At 47.7% G+C, this 26,671-nt stretch carries 28 protein-coding genes; 13 read left to right on the top strand and 15 right to left on the bottom strand.

Annotation, left to right across the window (positions count from 1 at the left end; all coding sequences use genetic code 11):
• Window positions 1-77: 77 nt before the first annotated feature.
• Window positions 78-3,299, top strand: a complete 3,222-nt coding sequence (locus tag AYO36_RS15440; RefSeq protein ID WP_064300934.1) for an ABC transporter permease — start codon at window positions 78-80, stop codon at window positions 3,297-3,299.
• A 114-nt stretch (window positions 3,300-3,413) separates the two neighbouring features.
• Here the strand turns inward: AYO36_RS15440 and AYO36_RS15435 are convergent, their stop codons facing one another.
• Window positions 3,414-3,698 carry a hypothetical protein gene (locus AYO36_RS15435; RefSeq protein ID WP_050677872.1) on the bottom strand — a complete coding sequence of 95 codons (285 nt, stop codon included), beginning with the start codon at window positions 3,696-3,698 and terminating at the stop codon, window positions 3,414-3,416.
• Complete coding sequence (locus AYO36_RS15430; RefSeq protein WP_064300933.1) at window positions 3,695-3,997, bottom strand: DUF2089 family protein; 303 nt, start codon at window positions 3,995-3,997, stop codon at window positions 3,695-3,697. Before AYO36_RS15430 ends, AYO36_RS15435 begins: the two co-directional genes overlap by 4 nt.
• A gap of 187 nt (window positions 3,998-4,184) precedes the next feature.
• Here AYO36_RS15430 and AYO36_RS15425 point away from each other — a divergent pair, with 187 nt between their 5' ends.
• The 3 genes from AYO36_RS15425 to AYO36_RS15415 are packed head-to-tail and all read left to right on the top strand — an operon-like array spanning window position 4,185 to window position 6,241.
• Window positions 4,185-4,598 (top strand): DUF4064 domain-containing protein, encoded by a 414-nt coding sequence (locus AYO36_RS15425; RefSeq protein WP_064300932.1) that lies wholly within the window; start codon window positions 4,185-4,187, stop codon window positions 4,596-4,598.
• Window positions 4,599-4,622: 24 nt separating this feature from the next.
• Complete coding sequence (locus tag AYO36_RS15420) at window positions 4,623-5,312, top strand: ABC transporter permease (RefSeq protein WP_064300931.1); 690 nt, start codon at window positions 4,623-4,625, stop codon at window positions 5,310-5,312.
• On the top strand, window positions 5,312-6,241 hold the full coding sequence (locus tag AYO36_RS15415) for an ABC transporter ATP-binding protein (RefSeq protein WP_082874265.1): 930 nt from the start codon (window positions 5,312-5,314) through the stop codon (window positions 6,239-6,241). Before AYO36_RS15420 ends, AYO36_RS15415 begins: the two co-directional genes overlap by 1 nt.
• A 90-nt stretch (window positions 6,242-6,331) precedes the next feature.
• Here the strand turns inward: AYO36_RS15415 and AYO36_RS15410 are convergent, their stop codons facing one another.
• The 3 genes from AYO36_RS15410 to AYO36_RS15400 are packed head-to-tail and all read right to left on the bottom strand — an operon-like array spanning window position 6,332 to window position 9,260.
• Window positions 6,332-7,300 (bottom strand): FecCD family ABC transporter permease, encoded by a 969-nt coding sequence (locus AYO36_RS15410; RefSeq protein WP_064300929.1) that lies wholly within the window; start codon window positions 7,298-7,300, stop codon window positions 6,332-6,334.
• The gene (locus tag AYO36_RS15405) at window positions 7,297-8,280 is read right to left on the bottom strand and encodes a FecCD family ABC transporter permease (protein WP_064300928.1); all 984 of its coding nucleotides are present in this window, start codon (window positions 8,278-8,280) and stop codon (window positions 7,297-7,299) included. Before AYO36_RS15405 ends, AYO36_RS15410 begins: the two co-directional genes overlap by 4 nt.
• 59 nt (window positions 8,281-8,339) lie before the next feature.
• Window positions 8,340-9,260 carry an ABC transporter substrate-binding protein gene (locus tag AYO36_RS15400; RefSeq protein WP_064300927.1) on the bottom strand — a complete coding sequence of 307 codons (921 nt, stop codon included), beginning with the start codon at window positions 9,258-9,260 and terminating at the stop codon, window positions 8,340-8,342.
• Between the two features lie 183 nt (window positions 9,261-9,443).
• On the opposite strand from AYO36_RS15400, the gene AYO36_RS15395 reads away from it, so the two are divergent.
• Both AYO36_RS15395 and AYO36_RS15390 read left to right on the top strand, forming a co-directional pair.
• Window positions 9,444-10,190, top strand: a complete 747-nt coding sequence (locus AYO36_RS15395) for an arylamine N-acetyltransferase family protein (protein WP_082874264.1) — start codon at window positions 9,444-9,446, stop codon at window positions 10,188-10,190.
• A gap of 3 nt (window positions 10,191-10,193) precedes the next feature.
• Complete coding sequence (locus AYO36_RS15390; protein WP_064300926.1) at window positions 10,194-10,664, top strand: NUDIX hydrolase; 471 nt, start codon at window positions 10,194-10,196, stop codon at window positions 10,662-10,664.
• A gap of 44 nt (window positions 10,665-10,708) precedes the next feature.
• On the opposite strand, the gene AYO36_RS15385 is transcribed toward AYO36_RS15390, so the two are convergent.
• The 4 genes from AYO36_RS15385 to AYO36_RS15370 all read right to left on the bottom strand — a co-directional run bounded on the left by AYO36_RS15385 (window position 10,709) and on the right by AYO36_RS15370 (window position 13,879).
• The gene (locus tag AYO36_RS15385) at window positions 10,709-11,410 is read right to left on the bottom strand and encodes a DUF554 domain-containing protein (RefSeq protein ID WP_035397505.1); all 702 of its coding nucleotides are present in this window, start codon (window positions 11,408-11,410) and stop codon (window positions 10,709-10,711) included.
• Between the two features lie 16 nt (window positions 11,411-11,426).
• Complete coding sequence (locus tag AYO36_RS15380) at window positions 11,427-12,359, bottom strand: DMT family transporter (RefSeq protein WP_064300925.1); 933 nt, start codon at window positions 12,357-12,359, stop codon at window positions 11,427-11,429.
• Window positions 12,359-13,024 carry a GntR family transcriptional regulator gene (locus AYO36_RS15375; protein ID WP_064300924.1) on the bottom strand — a complete coding sequence of 222 codons (666 nt, stop codon included), beginning with the start codon at window positions 13,022-13,024 and terminating at the stop codon, window positions 12,359-12,361. Before AYO36_RS15375 ends, AYO36_RS15380 begins: the two co-directional genes overlap by 1 nt.
• A gap of 84 nt (window positions 13,025-13,108) precedes the next feature.
• The gene (locus tag AYO36_RS15370) at window positions 13,109-13,879 is read right to left on the bottom strand and encodes a CPBP family intramembrane glutamic endopeptidase (RefSeq protein ID WP_064300923.1); all 771 of its coding nucleotides are present in this window, start codon (window positions 13,877-13,879) and stop codon (window positions 13,109-13,111) included.
• A 159-nt stretch (window positions 13,880-14,038) separates the two neighbouring features.
• Here AYO36_RS15370 and AYO36_RS15365 point away from each other — a divergent pair, with 159 nt between their 5' ends.
• The 4 genes from AYO36_RS15365 to AYO36_RS15350 all read left to right on the top strand — a co-directional run bounded on the left by AYO36_RS15365 (window position 14,039) and on the right by AYO36_RS15350 (window position 17,132).
• Window positions 14,039-14,362 carry a PadR family transcriptional regulator gene (locus AYO36_RS15365; protein ID WP_064300922.1) on the top strand — a complete coding sequence of 108 codons (324 nt, stop codon included), beginning with the start codon at window positions 14,039-14,041 and terminating at the stop codon, window positions 14,360-14,362.
• A 1-nt stretch (window position 14,363) separates the two neighbouring features.
• Entirely contained in the window at window positions 14,364-15,122 is a 759-nt protein-coding gene (locus AYO36_RS15360) for a hypothetical protein (protein ID WP_064300921.1), read from the top strand.
• A 512-nt stretch (window positions 15,123-15,634) separates the two neighbouring features.
• On the top strand, window positions 15,635-16,540 hold the full coding sequence (locus tag AYO36_RS15355) for a helix-turn-helix transcriptional regulator (RefSeq protein WP_064300920.1): 906 nt from the start codon (window positions 15,635-15,637) through the stop codon (window positions 16,538-16,540).
• A gap of 76 nt (window positions 16,541-16,616) precedes the next feature.
• Window positions 16,617-17,132, top strand: coding sequence for a DinB family protein (locus tag AYO36_RS15350; protein ID WP_064300919.1), 516 nt, complete (start codon window positions 16,617-16,619; stop codon window positions 17,130-17,132).
• Window positions 17,133-17,224: 92 nt separating this feature from the next.
• Here the strand turns inward: AYO36_RS15350 and AYO36_RS15345 are convergent, their stop codons facing one another.
• Both AYO36_RS15345 and AYO36_RS15340 read right to left on the bottom strand, forming a co-directional pair.
• Complete coding sequence (locus tag AYO36_RS15345) at window positions 17,225-17,788, bottom strand: GNAT family N-acetyltransferase (protein WP_064300918.1); 564 nt, start codon at window positions 17,786-17,788, stop codon at window positions 17,225-17,227.
• A 15-nt stretch (window positions 17,789-17,803) separates the two neighbouring features.
• Complete coding sequence (locus AYO36_RS15340) at window positions 17,804-19,039, bottom strand: MDR family MFS transporter (protein ID WP_064300917.1); 1,236 nt, start codon at window positions 19,037-19,039, stop codon at window positions 17,804-17,806.
• A 102-nt stretch (window positions 19,040-19,141) separates the two neighbouring features.
• On the opposite strand from AYO36_RS15340, the gene AYO36_RS15335 reads away from it, so the two are divergent.
• Complete coding sequence (locus AYO36_RS15335; protein WP_064300916.1) at window positions 19,142-20,773, top strand: ABC transporter substrate-binding protein; 1,632 nt, start codon at window positions 19,142-19,144, stop codon at window positions 20,771-20,773.
• Between the two features lie 139 nt (window positions 20,774-20,912).
• On the top strand, window positions 20,913-22,052 hold the full coding sequence (locus AYO36_RS15330) for a globin domain-containing protein (RefSeq protein WP_064300915.1): 1,140 nt from the start codon (window positions 20,913-20,915) through the stop codon (window positions 22,050-22,052).
• A 49-nt stretch (window positions 22,053-22,101) separates the two neighbouring features.
• Here AYO36_RS15330 and AYO36_RS15325 read toward each other — a convergent pair whose 3' ends face one another.
• A complete protein-coding gene (locus tag AYO36_RS15325; RefSeq protein ID WP_064300914.1) occupies window positions 22,102-22,842 on the bottom strand; it encodes a sugar nucleotide-binding protein in 741 nt (246 codons plus the stop codon).
• 375 nt (window positions 22,843-23,217) lie between these two features.
• Entirely contained in the window at window positions 23,218-24,417 is a 1,200-nt protein-coding gene (locus tag AYO36_RS15320) for an MFS transporter (RefSeq protein ID WP_064300913.1), read from the bottom strand.
• 175 nt (window positions 24,418-24,592) lie between these two features.
• Here AYO36_RS15320 and AYO36_RS15315 point away from each other — a divergent pair, with 175 nt between their 5' ends.
• Window positions 24,593-24,910, top strand: a complete 318-nt coding sequence (locus AYO36_RS15315; RefSeq protein WP_064300912.1) for a hypothetical protein — start codon at window positions 24,593-24,595, stop codon at window positions 24,908-24,910.
• A 46-nt stretch (window positions 24,911-24,956) separates the two neighbouring features.
• Here the strand turns inward: AYO36_RS15315 and AYO36_RS15310 are convergent, their stop codons facing one another.
• Window positions 24,957-25,892 (bottom strand): cation diffusion facilitator family transporter, encoded by a 936-nt coding sequence (locus tag AYO36_RS15310; protein ID WP_064300911.1) that lies wholly within the window; start codon window positions 25,890-25,892, stop codon window positions 24,957-24,959.
• Between the two features lie 66 nt (window positions 25,893-25,958).
• Window positions 25,959-26,588, bottom strand: a complete 630-nt coding sequence (locus AYO36_RS15305) for a class I SAM-dependent methyltransferase (protein ID WP_064300910.1) — start codon at window positions 26,586-26,588, stop codon at window positions 25,959-25,961.
• Window positions 26,589-26,671: the final 83 nt, after the last annotated feature.

Here is a 26,671-nt window from a genome sequence, read left to right as displayed (position 1 = left end):
CTACACGTCACCTCAATTAATGGTTAATGCAAGGTCCATCATAAGACAGTACATCTTACTCCAGGAGGGGTTTGCCGATGCTTAAGTTCATCTGGAATTCCTGGTGGCGTAATAAAGAGCGATTCATCCTGCTACTTGTCGGCGTTCTGATCGTCAGTACTGGACTGAGCTATTTGATCGGAACGACGCAAGCCAATAACGGAACCGTCGTCGATGAACTGCAAAAACGCTGGGGCTCCTCTTACGACATCGTCGTCCGACCAGAAGGTAGCCGGAGCGTGACCGAAGACTTAAAGTTACTCGAGCCAAACTACATGAGTGGTCTCGATGGTGGCATCACGCGTAAACAATACGAGACAATCAAAAAAATGACTGACGTCGAGGTTGCTGCTCCAATCGCGATGATTGGGTATAACCAAACACTTTCGAGTATCGGTACGCATACGATTGATCAAGAAGGGATTTATAAACTGACGATCAAAGACACGCAAGACACTGGGTTACAAAACGAATCATCGAGTGGCGTCACCTTCTTAGCAGCGGGATGGGAACCTACAGGGGATGCAGTAAAATCAGGCGTGTCCCCCCTTCCACTTGGAAAGCAGCCTCTTTTTGAGTATGGGAGTCAAGTCATGATTGCAGGGGTTGATCCTGAGGCGGAAGCCGCACTCGTCGGCTTAGATAAAGCGACGACCAAAGGAACCTATAGTAACTATTTTTCAAAAGATGATCAAGTCACCTCGTTTGGTGAAGATGGTGTCCAAATTCCGATCCTGTTGAACAATCGTGAATACGTGGACGCGTCGCGCATCTACACGTACGAAAAAGTAGAGCTTCCGTCGAAAGAGACATCCATTAATGATCTGGTACAACAAGTCGAACAAAAAGGCGGAAAAAAATACTTAGACTCTTTACCGACAAGTGGTGCGAAACGTTATACGATCACGACACAAGATGTCCAGAAAAAGCTCGTCAATGATATTTTAAAACATACGTTACCGACTGCTGAAGAGACGAACAGTAATTCCTTTACTTGGATTGCCTTAAAACCGTCTCCGATCGACTACCGCTCGATCAAAAGTCCGTACGCATCACGTTGGCCGTTCACCTATCAAGTCCAACCGAAACAAGTCGAGCAAGATTCCTTACTCGCTAAACGCAGCATGTACCGGGAAGCGCGGATGTTCGGAAAAGAAAGCACGGACTGGCCAAAGGTCAACTTGAACTATATCGGGGTCTTCGATCCGAAAAAATTGAATATCTCGAAAGATCCGCTAACGGAACTGCCGATGGAGACGTACTTCCCGTCAAAAGCCCAGTGGGTGATGGATAAGAATGAACGTCCGGTCAATCCGGTTCAAGACGTTAAACCAACAAATGATCCATATGATTTCCTGACGAAACCACCGTCGATGCTGACGACGCTCGATGCTGCGTTTAAAATTCGTGGTGCCAAAGCGATCTCTGCCATCCGCGTCAACGTCAAAGGTGTCGAGACGATGAATGCTGCTAGTGAGAAAAAGCTCCAACAGGTGGCAAGAGAAATCGAACAGAAGACAGGTCTAATCACGGACGTGACACTCGGCTCGTCACCGCAGCTCGCCTTAACTTATTTACCGGGACTAAAAGACGAATCAGCACTCGGGTGGGTTCAACAACCATGGATTAAACTCGGCTCGTCGATTGCGATCTTTCAGGAAGCAAAAGTCGGGATGAGTGGCATCATCGCAAGTGTCATCGCTGTCGCCCTCGTCTATGTCTTCAGCTCGAACATCATTTTGATGTATGCACGAAAGAAAGAATTCGCGATTTTACTATCACTCGGTTGGCGCCCGCGTCAGCTGTCAAAACTATTGTTCCTCGAAGCCACGCTGCTCGGAACACTCGTCGTCTTGATTGCCTGGACGATTCTTGGTTCGTTCTGGGTCACGACGGACAACCCGATTGCGATCGGTCGAATTTTATTGATTGGTCTTGCTGGTTTACTTATTTACTGGGGTGGAACGCTCGTGCCGATGACGCTCATCCGTCGGATCAAACCGTACGAAAGCATGCGTTCCGGTGAAGTCTCAAAAGGTCGCCGTTTCGTTCGTGCGCGTAGCGCTCTCGGGATGAGCATCAATCAGCTCGTCACATACTGGCAACGGACATTACTTTCGGTCGTCGCGATCGCCTTACCGACGAGTCTGTTCATCTTCTTCCTCTTCATCACGTTCCGACTGAAAGGCGTCTTGTACGCAACATGGCTCGGCGAATATGTCGCGCTTGAAGTCGGGACGATGCATTACGTCGCGATGGGTGTCGCTTTACTGATTGCCATCCTGACGACGACGGAGATCATGTGGCAAAACGTCAATGAACGCAAGAGTCACCTTGCTGTCCTTAAAGCAACGGGGTGGCAAGACGGTCAAGTTCGTTTACTCGTACTAAGTGAAGGCATGATGACAGGACTCTGCGCTGGTGTGATCGGTCTTCTGACAGCACTTGGAATGATTGGCTTCGTTTACGGACAATTTCCGGTCCAAGAGCTTGGTTTCCTCAGCATCATGCTCTTGATTCCTATGATCACGGGTCTGTTAGGCGCCTTGCTCCCTGCCGAGCGTGCCGTCCGGATTACACCGAATGCTGCACTCGGCAGTATCGTCGAAAATACGCAAGCGACAGAACGGCGTTTCAAATGGGCACTTGGATCCATCGCCGCTTCCTTGTGTATCGGAGTGGCAAGCCTATTCTTGTTCGCCTCAACGGAATCCTCGACGACTACAACACAGAGTGCTCCTCAACAACAGACGAGCGGACATAAATTAAAGGATTTGGCTTCTGATGCAAAATCATCTGATGACAAGAAAACAGGTGATCAAGAGGCGGCAATTAAAAAACTAATGAAAAAAGGAGTTATTCAAACCTATCCGGGTGATCCGAAAGCAAAATATGAGCTATTTTATGCTAAATCACTCGTTCCAACACCAAAAGAACTGAATTTAAAGGAAAAGCTTGGTTATCGGTATGTCACAATTCCTGTCTTTATGTACAACTCGGATATACAAAGTAAAGGTGCATATTCAACTTACAGACCAGGAACATTTACGCTGACCTCGCTAGAAGGTAAAGAATATTCTACCGTCGATTATGTCAATCATAATGAAAAAGCATTTAAGAACGGCTATCAGTACTTCGCTCCATATAAGTCACTTGTCGACTTAGTCTATCAAGTTCCTGACGATCAAAAGGTATTTGTTCTTTATGCATCAGATGAGGCTTTTCCAAAGGATACGACAGTGAAGATTGAACTCGATTAAAATGACGTAATATGAATCTAGCCCGGATCACATAAATGAGAGTCGCCTCGGTTTCATCATCGAAACCGAGGCGACTCTCATTTTTCTCTAAAAAACGCTATGTATGGTTGTAACTCACAATGTATCGTGGACGCGCATCCGTTCTAGTTCTTTTTCTTGATTCTCTTTAAGCTTCTTTCGACCACGCGACCATTGTTCCCACAGTGAAATCATGCCGACTCCTAAAATCAATACATAGGCTAAAAAACTATTGTATCTACCATCAAAGTAACGCCATGTCAGAAAAATCACTAAAACGATTGGCATGATGATACCGAGATACGGATTGTGACGGCTTGATAAGAAATACTGTATTCCTAAACAGATGCTGATAATTAGAGCAGAAATGAAAAAGTTCATTGATTGTTACCCCTCTCAAGTCGATATTTTTCGATGATTTTTTTGGCATCTTCAATCGTGATCCGGTCTTCGATAGCCATTTGTTTAATATATGCAATGAACGGTTCATTCTCGATTTTCTCATTCACTTCGATTTTCTGAATGATTCGATCGACGCGAATCCGGACTGTGGGATAGGAGACATCATAATGTTTCGCCAGTTCTTTCAAAGAACCCGAGCTTATGATGAATTTTTTAACGAATTCCATCTCTTCCAATTCTAGAGATAAAACCCAATCTGGAACATCATCTTTTTTCATTTACCATTTCCCTCCCATGCCACCATAATAGCATCCAATTAAATAAAGTTAAAGTATTTTTGATATTAATTAAACATTTAACCAATAAATAATTAAAATATATTCATTATTTCGCTTGTCATAGTGATTCGAGTCATGGTAGTTTAGGATTGTCAAATCGGAAAAATAAGGAAAAGGAGTGTTTTACTTGAAAAGAACAACGGAATACATATTTGCTGTCATCGGTATCGTCTTGTTTGGATCATTATGTTTAGGTGGGTTTCTATTGTCTGGATCGATTGCGGATCACGCTGGCATGAAGGATTTGGTCGATCAATTCATCCAGGATGAGAACATTACGGATGTCACGTCTACCCAAATCCTCACATCCTTCCAACAATTCTTCTCGTACCTTGGTGCCGTCTCCCTCTTATGTACGATTGGCGGAATCGTCTCGATCGTCCGGATTCACAAAAACGGTTCAGCAGGAAAGATGTTGATCATTACTGCAATTCTCGGTGGGATCTTCACATTACTCGCCGGTGTCTTTGGTTCAATCGCTTATTTGATTGCCGGTATCACTAACTTCACGAAGAATAAAAAGATAGCACGGCAATACTAAACTCAAACAGAAAGGTGTGTCGATATGTTCGCGATTACACTTCGAGAATTTAAATCGCTTTTTCAAAGTATTCGAGCCATCCTGATCATCGTCGTCTTGTTCGGTGTGACGATTGGTTCTGCTAAACTCGTCAGCCAGTTCAAAGGACAACTCAGTGATCTCGGTCTAGGTGACAACGCCTATATCATCGGTTTGATGCTGCTTCTGTTCTTAGCATCTCCTTTATTCGTGACGAGTATTTCTCATAGTAGCGTCAATAAAGAGATTGAATCGAAGACGATCCGTTTTCTTGCGACGAAAACATCTCGTGAGAACATCATTTTCGGAAAGTTTTTAGGCAACGTCTCGTTCTGGGTCCTCTGTCTGACAGTTGCCCTCTTGTTGATCGTTCCGTTTTCAAAATCGTTCCCGATCGTCGATTTGATCCAAAGCATCATCTTCGTCTCTTACTTCATCGGTCTGTCGCTGTTTCTTTCGACAGTCGTCAGTAACTCCGCAATGACGATGTTCGTCGGTATCTTCATCTCGATCGCGCTTCCGGTCATTGGGATGTGGAGTCTTATTTCGAAGAATGTCATCGTTGATACGTTGTCTTACTTGACGCCCTATTATTACTACACGCAAGAAAACACTGCATACACGTACCTTGTCTTGATCCATATCGCCGTCTTCGTCATCGCGAGCTTGATGATCTTTAAAAGGAGAGATTTATGATGCTAGCCCTTCGCGCAACCAATCTAACGAAACAGTACGGCAATAAGACCGTCGTCAACCAGTTGAATCTCGAAATCAAACAAGGGGCCATCTTCGGCTTCCTTGGTCAAAACGGCGCCGGTAAATCAACATTCATCAACATGATCACAGGTCTTGTCCGTCCGACATCCGGAACGTTCGAGTTACTCGGAGCGCCGAACGATTCTTTGAAGGACGTCCGGACCCGAATCGGCGTTCTGCCGGATTACTCGACCTTTTACGAAAACTTCACGGCGCTCGATCACTTGAAGTATTTCAGCAAAGTCCTCGGTCTGAAGACGACGACTGACGAGTTAAAGCAACTCCTCCGTGATGTACAACTCGAAGACGCCATCGATGTAAAAACGAAGAACTACTCGTTCGGGATGAAAAAAAAGCTCGGGATCGCCCAAGCCCTGATTAATCGACCGGAAATCCTGTTTTTAGATGAACCGACGTCTGGCGTTGATGCCAACTCGATTCTCGGAATTCATACGTTGATCCGTAAGATTGCAGCAGACGGAACGACGATTTTCTTAACGTCTCATAACTTGGACGAGGTCGAAAAACTGTGTACGGAGATTGCGATCATGCAGGACGGAACGATTCAGACGCAAGGCACGATGGAGGAGTTACGGGAACAACATGAGAAGAACATCACCGTTCACGTAAAACATGCGTTGCTCGACAATGATACACAACAACATCTACAGACCAAGTTGTCGACACTTGCGAAAGACGTCAACGTCTCCTCTACTCACTCGACGTTCATCGTCCAAAGTGAACACGATATTGCTACAATCAATTGCTACCTTGTCTCACAACACGTTAACGTGTATCGACTTGCAGTAGAGGAAGCGTCGTTAGAAGAGATCTTCTTGAATCTAGGTTCGGAAATCCGCTCAGCATAAAGTGAAAAACATGCCTCATGATGAGTTAAACAAAAACAATCCCCTCATTTCATAATTGGAATGAGGGGATTGTTTTTTTCTGCTATCCGTTCATGAAGCCCGCTCTCTTCGTAAGAGATACAGGAAGTACGGCACACCGATGATCGCCGTGATCAATCCAGCTGGTACTTCAAGCGGCGGATGAATCCCACGACCGAGCGCATCAGCGACGACGAGTAACCCACCGCCGAGTAACAGCGCCATCGGTAAGACGGCGAGGTGTTTATGTCCGACGAGACGGCGTGCCATATGTGGAGCAATCAAACCGATGAAGCCGATTGCACCGACCGTCGCGACGGCAACACCGGCTAGGACGACAGCGAGCGCCAAGAAGACGTGCCGCGTTCGCTGAATTGGTAAGCCGAGACCGATGCTGACTTCCTCACTAAGTGATAAGACATCGAGTTGACGATGGCGATAGAAGAGGATCGCACCGATCACGACGAGCACCGGCGCTAAGATCAACGCTTCCTGCCACCCTTTCCCGAACAGACTTCCAGCAAGCCAGACGAGTGAATCGTTCGTCTGAAGTGGAAATTTAATCAACAGGTATTCTGTTCCCGAGGCACAGATCGCACTAACGGCGATACCAAGTAACGCAAACGAACTGCGGGAGACGTTTCCTCCCCGTTCAAGCATCATCAACGCCAGCATGACAAGTGCTGCTCCGATAAAGGCGGCGATCGGTGTCAACAAGAGCGGACCGTCCGGCACGAGGGCGATCGTCAAAACAGCGAACAGAGACGCTCCGTTCGTCACTCCGATCACGTCCGGTGAGATCAATGGATTACGGATGACGCTTTGTAAGATGACTCCAGCAAGAGCGAAACTCGCTCCTGCTAAAAAGGCAAGGACCGTTCGCGGCAGCCGGTAATTTTGGACGATGAAGGCATCCTTTCCACTAAAGAACGACTGCCAGAGTTCCGTTAACGATAACTGAATTGAACCGACCGACAGTAAGGCGAAGCTTGTGACAAGGACGATTACTGCGACAAGTAGAATCTGACGCATCTCTCTCATCGTAATCCCCCTTTCATTTGGCGGCGTGCCAAGATAAGGAAGAAGGGTGCCCCGAGCAATGAAGTCACGATGCCGACTGGTGATTCATACGGATAGGCGATGAAGCGCGCCAGGACATCGGCGTACGTCAACAACAGACCACCGATGACGGCAGAGACGGGTAAGACGATTCGGTAGTCCTCGCCAACGAGTCGACGTGTGATATGCGGCACCATCAGACCGATGAAGCCAATTGCTCCGGCAACGGCAACCGTTACCCCTGCAAGTAACACGACACTGATGCCGGCAAGCAGACGGATCCGCGTCACTTTTTGTCCGAGTCCGACCGCGACGTCTTGCCCGAGTTGGAAAACGGCGAGCGACTTCGCGAGACTTGCCGCAAGAATCAAACCTGCGAGCGACCATGGGAGAACGATCCGGAGTTCGAGCCAGCTTGCGTCACTGAGCGAACCGGACAACCAGTACAAGACGTTCGTGATCCGGTCGTTGAATAAAATCAAGCCTTTCGTTAGCGACGTCAACAAGAGATGAATCGCCATCCCGACGAGGGCGAGTTTTAACGCCGTCATCCCGCGAATCGAAGCGAACGAAAAGACGAGCACGCCACCGAGCAAGGCACCGGCAAAGGCGAAGTAAAGCAAGTTCGCCGTCCCGAGTGACGGAAAGATGAGCAGGCTTAAGACGACGAGAAACGACGCACCGGCGTTGACACCAAAGACTTGTGGTGAAGCGAGCGGGTTCCGCGTCACAGCTTGCATGATCGCTCCAGCGACGGCAAGGTTTGCTCCGAGCAACAATCCGAGTAAGAGACGCGGCAAGCGCAGATTCGTCAGGACGAGTCCCGCTTTAGAGGTCGTGCCACTGATCCACTCCTGCACTAAGTGGACCGGATTCATCTGTGTGATGCCAAAGAACAAGCTACTATAAACGGCCAAGCAACTGAGTAAGATAAGTACGAAAATCAGACGTTTCCGCTGCACCGGATCTTTCCCCTTTCATCAAGACGAAAAGCCAGATTGCTCCGGCTTTTTGTCGTTCGTTATTTCTGTTTGAGCAATTGAATTGCTTCGTCAACGATTTGTTCAGCAGCGTCCAGACCACGGTAACGTGTCCAGAGGTCACGATTGACTTCATAGACTTCTCCGTTTTTAACCGCTGTGATCTGATTCCAGAGCGGATTATCCTTCCACTCTTTCAGTAACTTCGGATCGGCTTCCGCCATGAAGATGACGTCCGGATCCCACTTGACCATCTGCTCTAACGTGATTGTCACAGTCGGTTCCGATGTTTTCGTAACGGCATTCTCGATACCGATCTTCTCGAGCAACTCACCGTCAAACGACGTCTCACCGTGTGCTGTCAGTGAATCGGCGCGGAAGACACCAACCATGACTTTCCGGTCATCGTTTGGATCAACCTTCTTCTTCGCTGCCTGCAAGCGCTCTTCATGAAGCGCAAGGCGATCGTTCATCTGTTTTGTTTTGCCGACCGCTTCCGCAATCGTCTTGAACGAATCGATGTTCTCTTCATACGTCGCATTGCGACTCTTCAAGATGATCGTCGGTGCGATTTTTTGTAGTTGTTTATAGATTCCTTTATGACGGTTGAAGTCGCCGATGATCAAATCCGGTTGCAAGGAACTGATCACTTCAAGATTCGGTTGTTGGCGTGTACCGACTTCCGTGAACTCGATGTCTTTTCCGAGTAATCCAGAGACATCGGTCTTGTTTTCTTGTGCAATCCCGACCGGTGTGATGCCGAGTTCGTCTAACGCATCAACGAACGAGAATTCGAGCGCGACGACCTTCTTCGGTTGTTCCGGTACTTTCGTTTTTCCTGCTTCGTGCGTGATCGTCCGCGTCTTTTCGTTCTTTTGCTCTGCTTGACCTGAACAAGCTGCAAGCATCAAACTGCTCAACACGAGGAGCGTCAACGCTGTCATCCAAGTTTTCCGTCTCATGGTGAGACCTCCTTTAATTCGTGATTCGACACTGAGAATCATTCTTAATTAATCCTGTCTCAGCATATCAAAGATTTACATTGAACAAAAGGGAAATCCTTATTTTCAGATAATATAGACTAAAATTCACATTTTCTGAAGCAATATGGGATAATCAGGTAGTGAACAAAGGAGGGACTAAAGATGGATTGGATGAAAGACTTAGAACAGCGAATTGCGTTTCCGCTCGATGCCATCACGTTTGATCAATTACCTGACTTACTCGAAGCCTTCGCCTATCAGTTACCGTTCGAGAATACGACTGTCCTTGAGAAACGAATCCGTCCGTTTAGCGACGAGCGCTTCATCGAGACATTTCTGACAGAGCGACGCGGTGGTGTCTGTTATGACTTAAACGGACTGTTGCACCGGGTCCTGCAGGAACGAAATTGTCCCGTACGACTCGTGCAAGCGACTGTTTACGATACGAAGTCGGACGCCTGGTCAGCGACCGGACCGACCCATGTCGCGATCATTTGGAATGAAACACACCTGCTTGATACCGGCTTCGGCGTTAATTTACCGCTCGTTCCTGTTCCGTTGAGTGGGGAAACCGTTCATTCCGCTAGCGGCAGTTACCGGATCATCAATAATGACACACTTGAGATGAAGCGAACAGGACAAGCAGAGTTTGTGACAGGCTACCGGTTCGACCGCGAGACATCCATTACAACAGATGACTTATCGAAGATGGAACAGATCATCCAGCAGAGCGACGCTTCGCCGTTCAATAAAGGTCGCCTCGTCGCGATGCGGACGCCAACTGGACAAAAGACGTTGACTGAGCGGACGTTACGGATTGAAGAAACGACGACGACCGAGTTACCGGTCGCAGGTCCCGCCCAATTCGAGATGCTGTACAACACACACTTTTTAGGACGGGAGTCGTAAACCATGGATCGTTATACGCTTTGTTTAATCCGCCACGCAGACCACTTTTTACTCGTCAATCGACAAAAACGTCCAGCGATGGGCATGTGGAACGGTGTCGGTGGTAAGATCGAACCGGGCGAAACACCGGAAGCCGCCGTCATCCGCGAGACATTCGAAGAGACAGGCATCACGCTCACCTCAGTGACACCAAAAGGAATCGTCCGCTTGCACGGGAAAGAGACATCTGGCATGTACCTCTACCTGGCTGATTTAGAAGATCGTCCATTTCCAACACCGGTCATGACAGTTGAAGGAATCCTCGATTGGAAAGCACTCGACTGGATTCTAGACGACGATAACATGGGCATCATCAGCAACCTCCGGCACTACTTACCGGTCGTGCTTTCGACCGAGCATCCATTACTGCATGACTTCCATTACGATGGACATACAATCACTGCATACGAGACACATGAATTGATCGAGTCATAACACAACATCCCCGCTCGTCCTTTCGGACAGGCGGGGATGTCTCGTTAGAATAGATGTAAGCCCGTCACGATGACAGCGACGATGACGATGCCCGGTAACAAGTTCGCGACGCGGATCTTCGTGATTCCGGCTAGATTGAGACCAATCGCTGCAATCATCACTCCACCAGTCGCCGTCATCTCCAAGATGAATTCTTGCAACGCGGCGTCGGGAATGAACTTCGTGATCGCAACGGCACTCAGTGCAATCGCCCCTTGATAGAGGAAGACGGGAATCGCTGAGAACATGACGCCAATCCCGAGCGTTGAACTGAGGACGAGCGCCGTGAAGCCGTCAATCAACCCCTTCGTATAGAGGACGTCGTGATCCTGACGCAGTCCACCGTCGAGCGCACCGAGGACACCCATCGCTCCGATGACGAAAATCAACGTCGCGGTGACGAAGCCTTCGGCGATATTTGATGGACGACCGCGACTGATCTTACGCTCGAGCCATGCCCCCATCCGGTCGAGCTTCTCATCGAGACGGAACCATTCCCCGATCGCACCTCCGAGAACAAGACTACCGATGACGATCAAAAAGTTCGTGCTTTTCATTCCCATCTGGATCCCGAGGACGACGACGGCTAGACCAATCGCTTGCAAGACCGTCTCCTTCATCCGTTCCGGAATCCGGTGGAACATCAATCCGAGCAACGTCCCGACGATGATCAGGACGGTATTGACGAGTGTACCTGTTAAAACCATCTGACAGCCTACTTTCTCAATTGATTTTTCGTTTCGCAGGACGGACGACCGTCCGCTCCGCCTGATTCAAGCTATGCAACGTCATCCCGAGCATGACGAGGATGATCCCGAGTGTCGCGAGTCCCGTCGGCAGTCCCGCATGGAGAAACAAAATCTCGCCGAGAACGGTAAAGACGATCTCAAACGACTGCGTCGCTTCGATCGCAGCTAACCGGACCGGTTCCGTCCGGACGAGTGACGTCGCGTAGAAGAAGAGCGATGTCGCGATGACGCCTGAGAATAATGCGACGAAGCCGGACTGGGTCACTTGACTGACACTCGGTAAGCCGACTTGTATGTAAGCAATCATGGAGAGCACGATCCAAAACGGTAGACTCGCGATCGTCATTCCAAGGATCCGTTCAAAGACATCGAGCTCATCCCCATACCGTTCCATCATCTTCCGGTTACCGAGCGGATAGGCAATCGCAGCGACGAGCACCGGCAAGGCACCGAGCAGTAAGGATTGTAGCGATAGACTTCCAGCGACGGATAACTGCATGACGACGACACCGAGGACGATCAAGACGGAATACTTGAGAGCCGACCACGGAATCCGTTGCTTGAACAAGGGTGCAAGCAGTGGTCCGGCTAAAATCGTCAATTGCCACGTTCCGGCAATCAGCCAGCCCGGTGCATGATCGGCAGCGAGACAGATGCTACCGTAAAACAGTCCGAAACCGATCGTTCCGTACAGTAACCAAAAACCGAAGTCTGCTCGCAGTGCCTGTAAGACGCGACCAATTCCCCGACGCATCAAGACGATGACGACGAAGAACGGCAACATCAAGAAGAAGCGAAGCGACGCACTGTAGATCCAGTGCCCCCCTGCTCCTTGCATCGATTGATTCAAGATGAAGGTGACGGCAAAGAACATCGCCGCCAAGATCCCATAAATGATTGGTCGCATCAGCGCTCCTCCTTTAGTGTCGAGACGAGTAAACGTCCGAGCCCGTTCCAGTTATGTTCCGTCGCCTGGACGAGCTGCTCGACATCCCGTTGTTGACATGCAATCAAAATCGCCGCATGATCGGCAATCGATTGACGACCGAGTCGATCGAACTGGGCGTATTCGAGCCGGCGGATCAGCGGCGTCAATCGGCGAATCGTTTCCCGTAGCTGAGCGTTCTGACTGCGCAACACAAAAACATCGTGAAAGGCATCGTCAAGCGTCAGCGCTGTCTCCGTCTCCTGTTGATCGATTGCCGTCGTGAACTGTTGGTGAATCGTTTGAAGTTCCATCAAGTCGTCTTCCGTCAAGAGTGGTCCCGCTAGACGCGCTGATAGCCCGTGCAACGTCGCGATAATCGGATAGGTTTGCTGTGCCTGTTCAGCGTCAAGCTCTGTCACGATCGTCCGCGAGCCCCGTTTCGCAAAAATCAATCCTTCCTCCTCGAGTCGTTTCAAGGCTTCGCGGACCGGTGTTCGGCTGACTCCGAACATTTCCGCGAGCGCTTGATCGTTCACCTTCTCGCCTGGGGCGAGGCGTAAGGTGATGATGTGATGTTGCAAACGTCGATACACTTCCTCACTAAGAGGAAGTCGTGCAATGGCTAAATCATCTGTAGGTTTCATATAAGTAATATATTACATATTAATCATTGATACTACCTTTATCCCATATAAAAACTCCCCGTCAAAAAACGGAGAGTCAACTATTCAAACGTTACGTGGATTCATCGGTCCATTCAGGTGACTGAGATCATGTCGTTTCAACAAGATCAATTGAATGACGATCGCGACGAGTAGATAAGCTTGTGTCAAAAGAGGAGTGATGCCTAAATTGACGTTCACGACATCCGCAGCGATGCTCGCGAAATCCCACAACGCATGGAAAATGATTAATGGCCAGAGGTTATTCAGCTTCAGTGCGATGATCGCTAAGAACACACCAAAGACGAATGTGTTCGTAAGTTGGAACAACATCGCTGCCGGCGGAATCAAGGCGATCAAATTAAGCAAGTGGAAAGATGAGAACAGAAGCGCACTGATGAGGACGGCACGATACGGATGTTCGTTCGGTCGAAGATAACGTAAGATGATGCCGCGAAACAAGACTTCCTCATTGAAACCGACGAATAAGGTCGTCAGGAAGACGATTCCGACAAGTTGGAGTGACGATGATGATATCGAGGACGTGAACAACGCATTGACGATCAATCCGACTTGAACGAGAACGATCAGCAGTAACGGAATGTACCAGATTAGACCCCGCGACTGCAATTTCGAAAACCCGACGGCAGCAAACGTGGCATGACGACGAATGTACCAGACGAGAAAAATCGCTGTTGCGACTTCACCGAAGATCGCGATACGTAACAACTCCGGTTCACCATAACGAATGCCGAAACCAAACGCAGAGACAGCCATGACGATACCCATGATGATGAAGACGACGGTTGCCGAGACGACAGTATTCCGCTTATCCACGATCAATACCTCCCTTTTCTAAACAAGCGACGTATCTACTTTATGATTTATTTACCTTTTTTTCAGGGAAATAAATCTTTTTCCTCCAGCTACCTTGCAATACAAAATAGCTTGGTATATCATTACCTTGTAATACCAAGTAGCGAAAGGATGATGCGGATGTCATCGACGCAAATGTTAAAGGGGATTCTCGACGGTTGTTTACTTGCACTGATCGCGGAAGAAGAGATTTATGGTTACGAACTGGCGACGAAACTTAAAGCATACGGTTTCGCTGACATCAGCGAAGGAACGATCTATCCCTTATTGATCCGGATGCAAAAACTGGGCTGGATCGAAGCGACTTCACGCGTCTCTCCGTCCGGTCCAAAACGGAAGTATTATTCGATCACGACGAGCGGTGCAGAAGAACTCGCCGCATTCAAGGAAAGATGGCAACACCTTTCGACAAGTGTTGAAAGTATTTTAAAGGAGGATGATTGAGATGACCCTATCAACGGAATCAACCCGATTTTTGGAAGACTTGAAAGTCTACCTGCTTGCTTCGGGAAAAAATGAACAAGCGACGAACGAGATCGTCCTTGAACTCGAAGACCATCTGATTGAAGCGGAAGCGGATGGCAAATCGGTTCGCGCGATCACAGGTGACAGTCCGGCCGACTACATCCAGTCGATTTCTAAAGAGATGGCGTTCGATCCGATAGAAGCATTTTGGATCGTCATGCAAGTCTTTCTCGGTGCATCGAGTTTTCTCTATCTCCAAAATCTGCTGAATGGAACAACGACATTCAGTATCTTGCTAGTTGGTGGCTTCCTGCTGATTAGCGCTGTTTATTTGACGACCCTGGCGTTTTTATTCCGTCAAGACGCATTACGTGATGGCGCTCGCCCTCGCATCATGCGTTATGGTATTCATGGAAGTGTTCATGTTCTTCTAATCGTCGGACTGTTGATCGTCAACGGACTCATTGATTCGCCCAAAATCACTTTATCTCCAAGCGTCGGGTGGTTAATTGGCGCCCTTCTAATTGCCTGGATTCTAATCACGGCATGGAAGACGAAGACATGGATTTTGCCGATTGCATTGCTCGTCTATTTTGTTCCCCAAATCATTCTCCGTTCTGTATTTGATTGGTCGGAATTGACCTCTGTACTCGTCGGATATGTTGTTGCTGCCATTACAATGACAGTCGCTTTTATTCGCGAATCTAAACAAGATCAGTCAAACGTCTCAAAGCACTGAAGAAACGATTTGGTTCTGATTAAAGTATAAAACGACTATAAAAATAAAGACGTTTCCTAGCATACTTATGGCTGCAACCTGATTCATTTTTTCCCACTCTCCTTCTTATTTAGATATGGACTTTATTTGAATTGAACCGAATTTTAACTTACTTCCTTTTCCATACGTAACCTTTGATTTTACATTTTTATGATTCATAAGTAATTTTCATTTTTTTGGTGTTAGCTTCCCGACTTCAAAGTGGTAGCTGTCTTATCGCCGAATAAATTCTTAAATAAATAGGTCAAAATTACATATTGAATTAGATTTACAACCCAAACATATCTAATAAGATAAGGAAAACCACAAAAAGTATGCGCGATGCATACTTTTTTCTTTGGATTTTGATTCAATTCATTACGAAGTACTTTTTAATCTCTCCATAGAACGAATAAATCAATTATACTAAACGTAATTATTTGTATGGAATGACGGTTCAAACTATAGTCGTGCTTAATACAAAGGAGAATTTTTTGAAACTCGAACGATTACTGACTATCATATTTAAGTTACTGCATCGCTCTACGATCTCGGCTGCTCAATTAGCTAGTGAATTAAATGTCTCTCAGAGAACGATTTATCGAGATATTGAAACCATTAGTGCAGCTGGAATACCCGTTACTTCTTATCATGGAACTAATGGAGGTTTCGGTATTATTGAGAATTATAAATGGGATAAGACCTTTTTAAATGCGTCTTCTATGGTCGATGTTCTATCTTTAATGAAAAGTTTATCAGCGCAATTACATGATCAAGATTTAAAAAATACGCTAGAACGGCTTTCGATTCTTACGACAGAAGAACAAAATAACCATTTGCACATTGATTTAGCTGATCAATCCATTGAGCCTACTTTCTTAATTGATCTTCAAAAGAGTATCAAAGAATCAAAAAGAGTTCTGTTTCAATACATCAGTGCTCAAAAGGAACAGACCATTCGAGAAGTAGATCCCATTTTTCTACGATATAAATTTCGTACATGGTACCTTTATGCTTATTGTTATTTAAGAAATGATTACCGCGAATTCAAAGTGTCACATATGCTCAACCTTCAAAGACTTTCAACATCTATTCAGGATAACCATCCCATTCCTGGAGACAGAGCTGTCGTGAAACCCGCACGGGAAAGTATCACGTTAAGAATTCATCCTGAATCCATTCATGTAGTCTTAAACCATTTTAAGCATCAATCGATGGTTTTTGAAGAAGATGGTAGTGTTACGATGACTTTATTGTTACCTTCACCTTTACATGCGGAATGGTTAATCAACATTTTATTAAGCTTCAGATCAGGTGTAGTTGTTATTCATCCCTTGTACTTACAAGACATATTAAGAAATGAAGCCAAAAAAATAGTTAATCTATATGAGGATATATGACACTCAGATGTCATATATCCTTTTTTATAATGAACGTAGTTAGACAGTTCTTACTACAATTAAAGGAGCGATTTGGATGAATGCCGGAAAAACGATGTATGAATATCACAACTGGGCGATGCAGTTGATGTTAGATCATATGGATGCATTACCTGAAAATCTATTAAATAAAGAGGTGAAAAGCTCTTATCCGACAATCGCTAAAACACTTAGTCATATTCTTGCAGTTGATACTATGTGGATTCATGTTTTAGAAAAAGTAGAATTTCAACAAGCGCTACAAGATGCGATGAGTCAATTACCATTAACTGATGCATATACAATTGAAGAATTCAAAACAGCATTCAAAAATATAGCATCAAAGTATCAACTATTTTTAAATCAGAACTCAACTCTTACTATGACGATACATGTGGATAATCCTTGGTCTGGTCCACGGGAAACGACTTTTGAAGAAATTCTTTTACATGTAGCCAATCACGGTACGTATCACCTGGGGAACATTACTACCATGTTAAGGCAGCAAAATGAACCCTCATTGATGATGGATTATTCTCTTTTTTGGTATGAAGATATGAAAGTTAAGCCATAACAGAATGTATTCGTTTTTAATGTCTATTTAGACATCACTATATAAAATAAAAAGGCGTGCACCGGTGCACGCCTTTTTATTTTATATAGTGATCAATTCCCTTGTATTGCTTCATACCGCTCACGCGTCCAATTGTAGACATGGCTCGTCACGGTCCGACCGTCGATTCGTTCTAAGACGAATGGTCGGTCAAGAACAGGCGTAAACCCGAGTTTCTCAACGACACGGCGTGATTGGTCATTAAAATCAAAGTGACCACACCAAACGACATCGATCGGTAGTTCCCGGAAGATGAAATCAAGCATTGCTTCAACGATTTCCGGCATCCGCCCTTCTCCCCAGTAGTTAGGCGCGAGGACATAGCCGATCTCGACTTGACGGTCATGGGTGATCGAATCGTCCGGTCGACGATTGAAGTGAAATCCGAAGCTCCCGATGACTGCCCCCGTCTCCTTATCGGTCACGGCATACTCGCCAACTGACGCTTGGAAAATGCCAATCACTTCCCGGCTTTCGTCAAGTGACGCGTGCGGTGCCCAGCCTGCTTTTGGTCCAACATTCGGATCCTTGGCGTAAGCATACAATGCTTCTGCATCGTCTTCTTGCCAACGGCGTAACAGGTGCCGTGGCGTTTCGATAGTATCTGGTAAGTTCATCTGTATTCCCCCTTATTAAGATACGTTTCGCTCTCGTTCGACAGATTCCTTCACGAACAGACTCGTATAGACTAATCCAAAGCCCGTCAAGAGGATCAATCCGATGTATACACTCATCATCGATGGGATCAAGAAGGTCCCGACGAGAATCGTCGACCGAGAAAGTAAGTCCGCTCCAGCAAACGACGTTCCCGCGAACGCTGAGTACGCCCCACGTTGATCGGCTGGCATCATGTTTGCTTTTTGTGTGTTCAAGACCGGAGAGTAGAGCAACTCGCCAATCGTTGCGATGAAGATGAAGACCATCAGTGCCGTCATGCTATTGGCACTCGTCACGACAACATAACCGATCGTGTACAGCATGAGACCCGCAGCGAGCGTCCGGCGCGGCGACAAACGCTTCGCTAATCGCTGGACGATGAACGTCAACGTGACGACGAGCAACGTATTTTCGATGTTGATGATACTCATCATCCGGACCCCGTTGATCGACCACCCGGCAAATGATAGTGGTTCGAACGAATCGGCGAGTCGGACGGCGACATAACTGCCCATCGAAAACTCAGCCGCTAAGATACACATCGAACCGAAGACGACCTTAACGAACGGACGGTCCCGCCAAGCGAGTTGATAGCTCGTGAAGATATCCGTGAGGACACCACGTAGTTTTTGGCGCTGCCACGTCCTTGGTGTGTCGTCAAGAAACAGGTAGTACGCGATCGGTAAAACGGACGACGTGAAGCTTAAGATCCAGAACAACAGCAATTGGTTACTGACGTAGAGCCAGCCCCCGAGCGCTGTACCGATGGCGATCGAGAGATTGATCAACCAGTAGTCAAGCGCATAGACCGCTTGGCGATTTTCCTTCGTCGTCGCATCAATGATGATTGCCCCCATTGCCGGACGACCAAGATTACTTGTCACCGAGAAGACAGCGTAGATGACCATGAACAACAGCATCCAGTCGAGTGTCAATGAGATCGTCATCGTGATGAACGTCAACGCTGTGAGCGCAGAAGTCGTGACGAGCAGACGTTTGCGGGAAAAACGATCGGCAAGGTATCCGCCGAGCAGATTCGTGATGAAGCTGACGAAGACCATCGCGATCAAAAATGCACCAGCGATGACTTCGTTGAATGCCCGGACGAACAAGAGGGCCATGAACGGCATGATGGAGAACGAGACCGCCCGGTTGAAAAACGATGTGATGAGACGTACTTTAATTGGTTTCGGTATTTCTTTCCATTTCATATTGTCACCTTCCATTCTCTACCTGTATCATAAACAAGACAAGACACAGGAAAAATGGACGTCATTAAAAAAAGATGTCCCCTTTTAAGGAGGAGAAGGACGATGGATGCTTATCTTTTTATGTTATGGAAGACTTGCCGAAATGGACACTACTCGATTGCGACGCTTGCCAACGCCATCCATCTCAGTCCTAAACAAACGAAACGATATCTCAATAAATGGCAGGAAGACGGCTGGATTGGTTACACGAGCGGCCGCGGACGAGGCAACTTAAGTGAACTCGTCTGGTTGCGCCACGTCGAACGGGAGTATGCGAAACAGATGCTCGAGCGGATTGACCGTGACTCGATCGAATCAGTGACGGAGGAATTGACTTGGGACTGGTCGCCGGCGCAAGCAGGACGCTTCATGCGACAACTCGAACGAAAATTCGGCTATACACAGACGACGGCTGACGCGTTATTGATTCCGCGAAAACGAAATTTCCTGACGACACACCCGTTAGAAGCAGCCGATATCCATAGTGCCCATCTCGTCCAGAACGTCTTCAACCGTCTGTTTACGATCGACAGCGACGGCAACATTCAGGGTGAACTGGCGCATCACTATGTCTGGAACGGGGCGACGCTCAGTCTCTTCTTACGGAAAGACGTCCGCTTTCATGACGGTTCGCTCCTGACGAGTAAGGAAGTGACGAAGAGCTTGCGTGCTTTGATTAAATATCCGGCTTACGCTTATTCCTACCGGCACGTAAAACAGATCGTCTCGAACGGTCCGTACCGGGTCGACCTCACACTCGATCAACGTCGAAGTTCGATTTTGCCGCAACTTGCCTCGATACATACGAGCATTATCAAGGACGGTGTCGGGACGGGACCGTTCCAACTGACGCAACATGACGACAAGAAGACCGTTCTGACAGCGTTCCCGAATTACTTTGGCATCCGTGCCCTGCTCGACCGGATTGAGTTCATCCAGATGCCGGAGCAATATGACCCGGTCTACCGGACATCGGCTTCTGACTCCAGTCCGATTGATACGATCGCAACGCAATCCGGATTTGGTCTTGTCTTGCTCCATCCACGCACCGGTGGTTCGTTTGAATCCAAAGCCGCGCGACATTATATCCACCGGCTCGTCGCGGAAGTCCGTGGTGGCATTCATGACTTCCATGAACGGGCACAACCGAACGACTGTGGTTTTCTTGAGTCCTATAGTCAACCGTATACTGTCCCGGATGGTCCTGCCGTCTTGTTCACGCAACCGATCCGAATCAAGCTGACTGATTTTACGGACAAGGTGACACGCTGGCTCTGTCAGCGATTTGATCAAGACGGGATTCCGTATGAGTTCGTCGAGGTCGGATTTGAAGAGAGCATCACGGATTTTCATGTCTACGATACGATCGATCTCGCCATCCATGCCGAAGTGTTCGAGCGAAATATCCAGTACGCCTTTTATCAGTTCATGACGAACACGTTCTCACCACCAATCCGACTGTTTCAGCAGATGCCAGAGATGCTGACCTGGATCGAACAATACGATGCGACACCGTTCGAAGACTGGCTCCCGATCCACCAATCGATCGAGCGTTACTTGATCGACGAATCGTATTTCATCCCGTTCTATCACGATACGCGGCTGATTCCGTATCCGATCGAACTGCGAAACATCACGATCGACTCGTTCGGTTACTTTGATTTCTCGAAGCTCTGGATTTCCAATCAATCGTGACGAATCGTTGACGAAATCTTGACCTGCTTGTGACAAAACGCACGGTATTCTTTAATCTAGTATTTTAAATGTTGTATTAAAGGTGAGGCTGCGAAATACTAAGACTGTCTTTATTACTTAGTGAAAAGGAAGTGGTCTTATGTTATCAACCTCTACCATTCAAATCGTTCAATCGACTGTTCCCGTCCTTGCGTCGCACGGTGCCGCGATCACGAAAGTCTTTTATCAGCGCTTGTTTCAGGCTCATCCGGAACTGAAACATGTCTTCAATCAATCGAATCAACGAAGCGACCGTCAATCGCAAGCACTCGCGACCGCCGTGTATGCCGCTGCTGCTCACATCGATCGACTCGAGACGTTAAAGCCGGTCTTATTACCGGTGCTCCATAAACACCGTAGTCTACAAATCAAACCGGAGATGTATCCCATCGTCGGACACGAATTACTCGGAGCGATGCAAGATGTCTTAGGAGAAGCCGCAACGCCAGACATCTTGCGCGCGTGGGCAGAAGCCTATGGTGAGATTGCCAATCTGTTCATCACGCTTGAAGCCGAACTGTACGCACAGGATGAACAAGCAAAAGGTTTTTCCGGATATCAGACAGTTGAGATTTCGGATGTCGAGGAGCAAGCGGATGGGATTCGCGCCTTGACCTTCCGCAAGGACGGTCCACTCCCCGCTTATCGAGCCGGACAATACATTACGGTGCGGATTCAAGACAAAGATGGCTTATGGCACAATCGTCAATACAGTCTGACGACGGCATCGAACACGGAGACATATACGATTGGTGTCAAACGAGAAGGCATCGTCTCGGACTATTTACATGCAGAGCAAGTCGGTGACACGGTATTGATCAGTGCGCCAGCGGGTGCCTTCACTCTTGATGCATCAGGCGAACCCGTCGTGCTGATTGCCGGTGGTATCGGGATTACACCGATGCTTGCGATGGCTGACGAAGCGTTAGCTGCTGGTCGACAGATAACGTTACATCATGCCGTCCAAGACGAACGCAATCGTCCATTTAACGAGCAACTTGCCTTGCTTGAGCAGCGTGGTGCGCGCGTCGTTCGTTACGCGGAACATCAGGCGATAGATCAAGCAGGTCGCCTGCCGAAAGACGTTATCGCAAGCATCACGGATCTGACATACGTCTGTGGTCCGGAAGCGATGATTCAATATGTGATCGAACACTTCACGGCGTCACCAGACAAACTGTATTACGAAATTTTCGGACCGGCACTTGCCTTTGCGGCAGAAACTCCAGTTGCACAATAAAAAAAATCCCGCTCTCTTTGACACACGTCAAGGAGAGCGGGATGTTTGATTAAAGTGGCAATCGTTCTGACAATGGACGGACTAAGACGACGTCCGTCGCCATCCGGTTATCACGACGTGGTTCATCGATCGGTTCGATCGTCCAGTTTTTTGCGTGAAGCGTATTCAAGGCACGCGCTAAGTCGTACATCGAATAGCGATCGTTACCGTTCAACTGATAGAGACCTGCTTCGTGTTCAAGTAAAATCGTAACGAGCGCTTCAGCCGTATCTTCAAGCACCGAACTCGACGGATACCATTCGCGACTCGCTCGAATGACGCCGTGCTGTTTCATCTCGTTCGTAAAGAAATCGACCATGTTGTTCGAACCAGCTTCCGTCCCGATTTGCCAGCCGATCCGGACGATTTTCGCTTGTGGATCGAGTGCTTGAATCGCTTGTTCGCAGGCAATCTTATAGGCACCGTATTCGTCGGTCGCATCCGGTACTGCGTCCTTGTCAATCGGTGCCGGCACGTCGTCTGAGAAGACAGACACCGTACTCGTGAAGAAGAACGGAATTTTATACTCCTGGCACAAGCGGACGAGCGCTTCCGTCCAACTGACAGACCCCATCCCGATATGTAAGAAATAATCTGGTCGTTCCGTTTCTAAAAACGTGCGCATCGCGGATTCGTCAGTCGTCGAGACTTTCGTTCGGTCCCAGGCGACTGTCTCGATGTCGTGCTTTGCTAAGACGTCCGCAACGACGGGTGCTACCGTTCCGTTCATACCTGTAATGATTGCTTTCATGGTGATTCATCCCCCTTATGTTCAATCGAAACATCATAAAACTACTTACTACATCAGTTTACACGGGAAATGTTGATTTAACGAATCTGAGGTTATTCTCCTACGACCATTCATGCCTCAAATGAAAAAAGCGTCCGCTATCCGATCTAACATCGGCGAGCAGACGCACTATTTAGTTCATGATTACTCCGAAACGCCTTCCGTTTCCATTCGGCGCCACAGTACATTCAAGAAGACCGTCATCCCACTGATCGGAATCAAAAACAATAACGCCGTGATCCATAAACTCTCCATCGACTCCACTCCTCATCGTTCATTTCTATCTCTAGTGTACAAGAGTGCGAAACCGCTTACCTCCACCTCAAGGCGGATATTTCATCCGACCTTGTCCTGTCGTTCTTCAGCAAAGGAAACGGTACGATGAAAGAGCAACCAGATACTGGTCATTACAAGACCACTTAAGGCAAAGAACAGAAAGACGAACGAGATGCTGAAGAACGACGTCAAGTACGACGACAGACCGTAACAGAGCGCAGAACACGCCGTTGATGCAGCGACCATCGCCGTACGGACCCGGCCGAGCAAATGCGCAGGCGTCGAGCGCTGCAATAAGGTCGCAAACGGAATCCCGAATAACGTCAGCGCCATGCCGAGTAAGATGAACCCACCAACAGCCACTGGGACGAATGAGACATAGGCGACAATCGCAATCGCAAGACCTTGCAAGACGACGGCAAAACGAAACAGCTTATCCTGTCGTACGGAGGCGAACCATTTTCCGTAAAGGAGCGACATCGCGATTCCCCCGATCACCGTCGCCAGTTCGAGTGCAGAAAACGTCTGGGCATTTCCCGATAAGACATCCTTCGCATATGGCGCAAGTAAAGTATTCATTGGTGTGATCATCCAGTTTGCGAGGATCGCACAACCGAGGATCCATTTTAAGCGACCGTCACGCACGACGTGACCAATCCCTTCGAGCAACGCTTCGCGGTACGATCCTTGACGCGCCCCTTCTGCGACTTGTCCTGTCATATGTCGAACGAGTAACCAGGCGGCAAGATGTAGACCAAGATCGAGCCATAAGATACTCGCGATCGAGAAATGGGCGACCATCATCCCACCGAGTAAAAATCCGCTCAACGTACCGATCCGTTCGATCGTTGCAAGATACGCATTCGCTTGCGGCAATTGGTCATCTTCGACTAAATCAACGACCCATGTGAAGACGGCATTGCCGCCAATGATTTGTAAGATCGTCTGAAAGACGAGTAAGCCGAGTAACCACGGTAGGACGAAGTCCGTCAGACCGATTCCCGCTAACGCGATCCCAAGCGCAAGCAACCGAATGAGTAATGATGTTTGATACAACGATGCACTGACAAATCGGTCGATCCATGGTCCGACGAACGTTGAGACGAGAAAACGAATCAAAAAGACACCGGTCGCAAGCAAGGCGACACCGGAAGCACTAATCTGTTCCGCACTCAACCAGTAGATCGCGATATAGACGAAATTCGTCCCGACGGTCGATAACAAATCCGAGACATACATAAAACGAAATGCACGTGACATGATGCTTTATTCCTTTCTTTAACCGACTTCTTGTTCATCTTACAATTTTTCTCAATTGCTGCCCATTCTTTTTTCGTCATCACATCGTCATCGTCTGTTAAGGCATTCTTACCCGTCTGTAACAGAGCCGACATGTTCATTCGCTATACTAAAACGCATAGGGAGGTGAAGATCCATGAAAACGCAAACGCGTTATGACTATGAAACCGAACAGGAACAGGTCGACGTCCCATCCGAGGCACGTCTAGGCTACTACTTTCTTTTGATCGTCCTGCCGCTTGGTCTCGCGCATCTTGTCCAGTCGCTTGCTCCTTCGCCGGATCAACACCACTCGTCCGTATTGACGGGTTTGACGTTCTTATCCATCGTCTTATTCATGTACTTAGGTAACCGAGCTGCTGGAAATGCCAAAACGACCTTTTTCGGATACTCGATGTTCTTGAGTATCAGTCTATTCGCGACGCTGTTTCTACCAACGGTGCCGATCATTTGAGCATAAGCAAACGAGCACTCGTCCGACTTGGGCGCGTGCTCGTTTTTTAATGCGTATGCGATTCGTGTTTGCCGTTACAATACAACGTATTGCCATGTGCGTGCTGATCCGTCTCGACCTGGATCGTCGCGTGGTTAATACCGACGTGTTTCAAATCGTGATCAATCTGTTCGCGAATTGACTCTGACTCCCGGACGGTCATGTCCTCTTTGACGACGACGTGACACGATAATGCGTTATAGCCACTCGTGATCGACCAGATGTGCAGATCATGTAGTCCGAGGACGGCTTCGTTCGTCTGTATCGTCGAAACGACCTCATCGATGTCGACATCGCTCGGCGTTCCTTCCATCAAGACGTGAACGGATGCCTTCGTCACGTAATAGCCGCTCCGTAAGACGAGGATCGCCACGATGACACTCGCCAGTGGATCCGCCCATCCCCAACCGAAGAACATGATCAGAAGAGCAGCTGCAATCGCACCGACCGATCCAAGCATGTCGCTTAAGACATGCAGATAGGCACCGCGCATGTTGAGGTTGTGCTCATGTCCACCGCCACGTGTCATGATCCAAGCAACGAGAATGTTGACGAGCAAGCCAAGGACACTGATGATCAGCATCCCGGTCGTTGCGACAGCGGGTGGATCGATGAAGCGTTGAATGGCTTCAATGAAAATATAGAGAGCGATGACGATCAGTGTCACGCCATTTATGATTGCGGCTAAGATTTCAAAGCGTTTTGAACCGAACGTCTTATTCGCATCCGGTGCTTGACTCGAGAACTGGAAGGCTAACAAAGCGATCGCAAGTGAAATCGAATCACTGAGCATATGCCCTGCGTCCGATAACAACGCTAGACTATTCGTCCAAATCCCGCCGATGACCTCGACGATCATGAACGCAGTGATGATCAGGAACGACAGGCCCAGTACCTTTTTATTGTCGGTATGATGATGGTGGTGATGATGATCATGTGCCATGACGTTGCCTCCTTTATCAGTTCATTCAAACGTCTATTTGAATTATAACGTGGCTCCTCCCTTTGGTCAACGGGCACATCCTTTATATCCCACAAGTGCTACCGTATGAAACGACCGAATGATTGGACCGCGTATTAATGCGACATTTATAAAACCAGCTTGTTCAGCAAGTGGAATGAACTCCTGTTCGATTTGTTTTTGAAGATCTAACCACTCAATCCCTGCTTTTCCATCACAGTATGTTAAAACGAATCGCCCGCCTGGTCGTAAAGCGCAATACAGTTCTTGTAATGTCTGATCGACGGATTCCCAAAAATATACCGTATGAATGCTAAAGATCCCGTCGACCGTCTCATGGAGTAATTTTAAATGATTAATATCTGCTTGTTGAATCGTCGCTCGGTTTGCTTGAATCGCTTGCCGATTACGAAAAGTTGCTGACCGGACCATCGTCTTTGACAGATCGAGACCTGTAACGTGCTTCGTGTCTGTTTGCGAAAGCAAATAGGCAATGCCATGTCCCGCACCTGTACCGAGTTCTAGAAAAGTTTCTCCTGCCTGAACGTTAAGTATGTCGATCGTCCATTTCATTTCTTCATGATGTTGCCGGACCATGATCTCACCAATTGACGCTCCAATGATTCCCCGTGGTTTCGCATATTGTTGATCGATGAATCTATTCCAAAATTGCTTCATTTTTATCCTCCTGACTATCTACTCTCATGACTCCATTATCATTTCCTAGATAATTCAACACTATCAAAAAAGCAATGTGATTC

The sequence above is a fragment of the Exiguobacterium sp. KKBO11 genome, assembly GCF_001644945.1.
GTDB classification, from domain to species: domain Bacteria; phylum Bacillota; class Bacilli; order Exiguobacteriales; family Exiguobacteriaceae; genus Exiguobacterium_A; species Exiguobacterium_A abrahamii.
Note: the sequence above shows the minus strand (reverse complement) of the source record. Positions and strands in the feature narration are given on the sequence as shown.

Excerpts from the sequence above, each read along its gene's own strand:
- AYO36_RS15340 (WP_064300917.1), bottom strand. The coding sequence starts at position 19,039 with ATGAAATGGAAAGAAATACCGAAACCAATTAAAGTACGTCTCATCACA.
- AYO36_RS15435 (WP_050677872.1), bottom strand. The coding sequence starts at position 3,698 with ATGAACTTTTTCATTTCTGCTCTAATTATCAGCATCTGTTTAGGAATA.
- AYO36_RS15375 (WP_064300924.1), bottom strand. The coding sequence starts at position 13,024 with ATGAAACCTACAGATGATTTAGCCATTGCACGACTTCCTCTTAGTGAG.
- AYO36_RS15395 (WP_082874264.1), top strand. The coding sequence starts at position 9,444 with ATGGATTGGATGAAAGACTTAGAACAGCGAATTGCGTTTCCGCTCGAT.
- AYO36_RS15310 (WP_064300911.1), bottom strand. The coding sequence starts at position 25,892 with ATGGCACATGATCATCATCACCACCATCATCATACCGACAATAAAAAG.
- AYO36_RS15420 (WP_064300931.1), top strand. The coding sequence starts at position 4,623 with ATGTTCGCGATTACACTTCGAGAATTTAAATCGCTTTTTCAAAGTATT.
- AYO36_RS15365 (WP_064300922.1), top strand. The coding sequence starts at position 14,039 with ATGTCATCGACGCAAATGTTAAAGGGGATTCTCGACGGTTGTTTACTT.
- AYO36_RS15440 (WP_064300934.1), top strand. The coding sequence starts at position 78 with ATGCTTAAGTTCATCTGGAATTCCTGGTGGCGTAATAAAGAGCGATTC.
- AYO36_RS15400 (WP_064300927.1), bottom strand. The coding sequence starts at position 9,260 with ATGAGACGGAAAACTTGGATGACAGCGTTGACGCTCCTCGTGTTGAGC.
- AYO36_RS15410 (WP_064300929.1), bottom strand. The coding sequence starts at position 7,300 with ATGAGAGAGATGCGTCAGATTCTACTTGTCGCAGTAATCGTCCTTGTC.
- AYO36_RS15385 (WP_035397505.1), bottom strand. The coding sequence starts at position 11,410 with ATGGTTTTAACAGGTACACTCGTCAATACCGTCCTGATCATCGTCGGG.
- AYO36_RS15350 (WP_064300919.1), top strand. The coding sequence starts at position 16,617 with ATGAATGCCGGAAAAACGATGTATGAATATCACAACTGGGCGATGCAG.
- AYO36_RS15430 (WP_064300933.1), bottom strand. The coding sequence starts at position 3,997 with ATGAAAAAAGATGATGTTCCAGATTGGGTTTTATCTCTAGAATTGGAA.
- AYO36_RS15390 (WP_064300926.1), top strand. The coding sequence starts at position 10,194 with ATGGATCGTTATACGCTTTGTTTAATCCGCCACGCAGACCACTTTTTA.
- AYO36_RS15320 (WP_064300913.1), bottom strand. The coding sequence starts at position 24,417 with ATGTCACGTGCATTTCGTTTTATGTATGTCTCGGATTTGTTATCGACC.
- AYO36_RS15305 (WP_064300910.1), bottom strand. The coding sequence starts at position 26,588 with ATGAAGCAATTTTGGAATAGATTCATCGATCAACAATATGCGAAACCA.
- AYO36_RS15360 (WP_064300921.1), top strand. The coding sequence starts at position 14,364 with ATGACCCTATCAACGGAATCAACCCGATTTTTGGAAGACTTGAAAGTC.
- AYO36_RS15415 (WP_082874265.1), top strand. The coding sequence starts at position 5,312 with ATGCTAGCCCTTCGCGCAACCAATCTAACGAAACAGTACGGCAATAAG.
- AYO36_RS15325 (WP_064300914.1), bottom strand. The coding sequence starts at position 22,842 with ATGAAAGCAATCATTACAGGTATGAACGGAACGGTAGCACCCGTCGTT.
- AYO36_RS15380 (WP_064300925.1), bottom strand. The coding sequence starts at position 12,359 with ATGCGACCAATCATTTATGGGATCTTGGCGGCGATGTTCTTTGCCGTC.
- AYO36_RS15345 (WP_064300918.1), bottom strand. The coding sequence starts at position 17,788 with ATGAACTTACCAGATACTATCGAAACGCCACGGCACCTGTTACGCCGT.
- AYO36_RS15315 (WP_064300912.1), top strand. The coding sequence starts at position 24,593 with ATGAAAACGCAAACGCGTTATGACTATGAAACCGAACAGGAACAGGTC.
- AYO36_RS15330 (WP_064300915.1), top strand. The coding sequence starts at position 20,913 with ATGTTATCAACCTCTACCATTCAAATCGTTCAATCGACTGTTCCCGTC.
- AYO36_RS15335 (WP_064300916.1), top strand. The coding sequence starts at position 19,142 with ATGGATGCTTATCTTTTTATGTTATGGAAGACTTGCCGAAATGGACAC.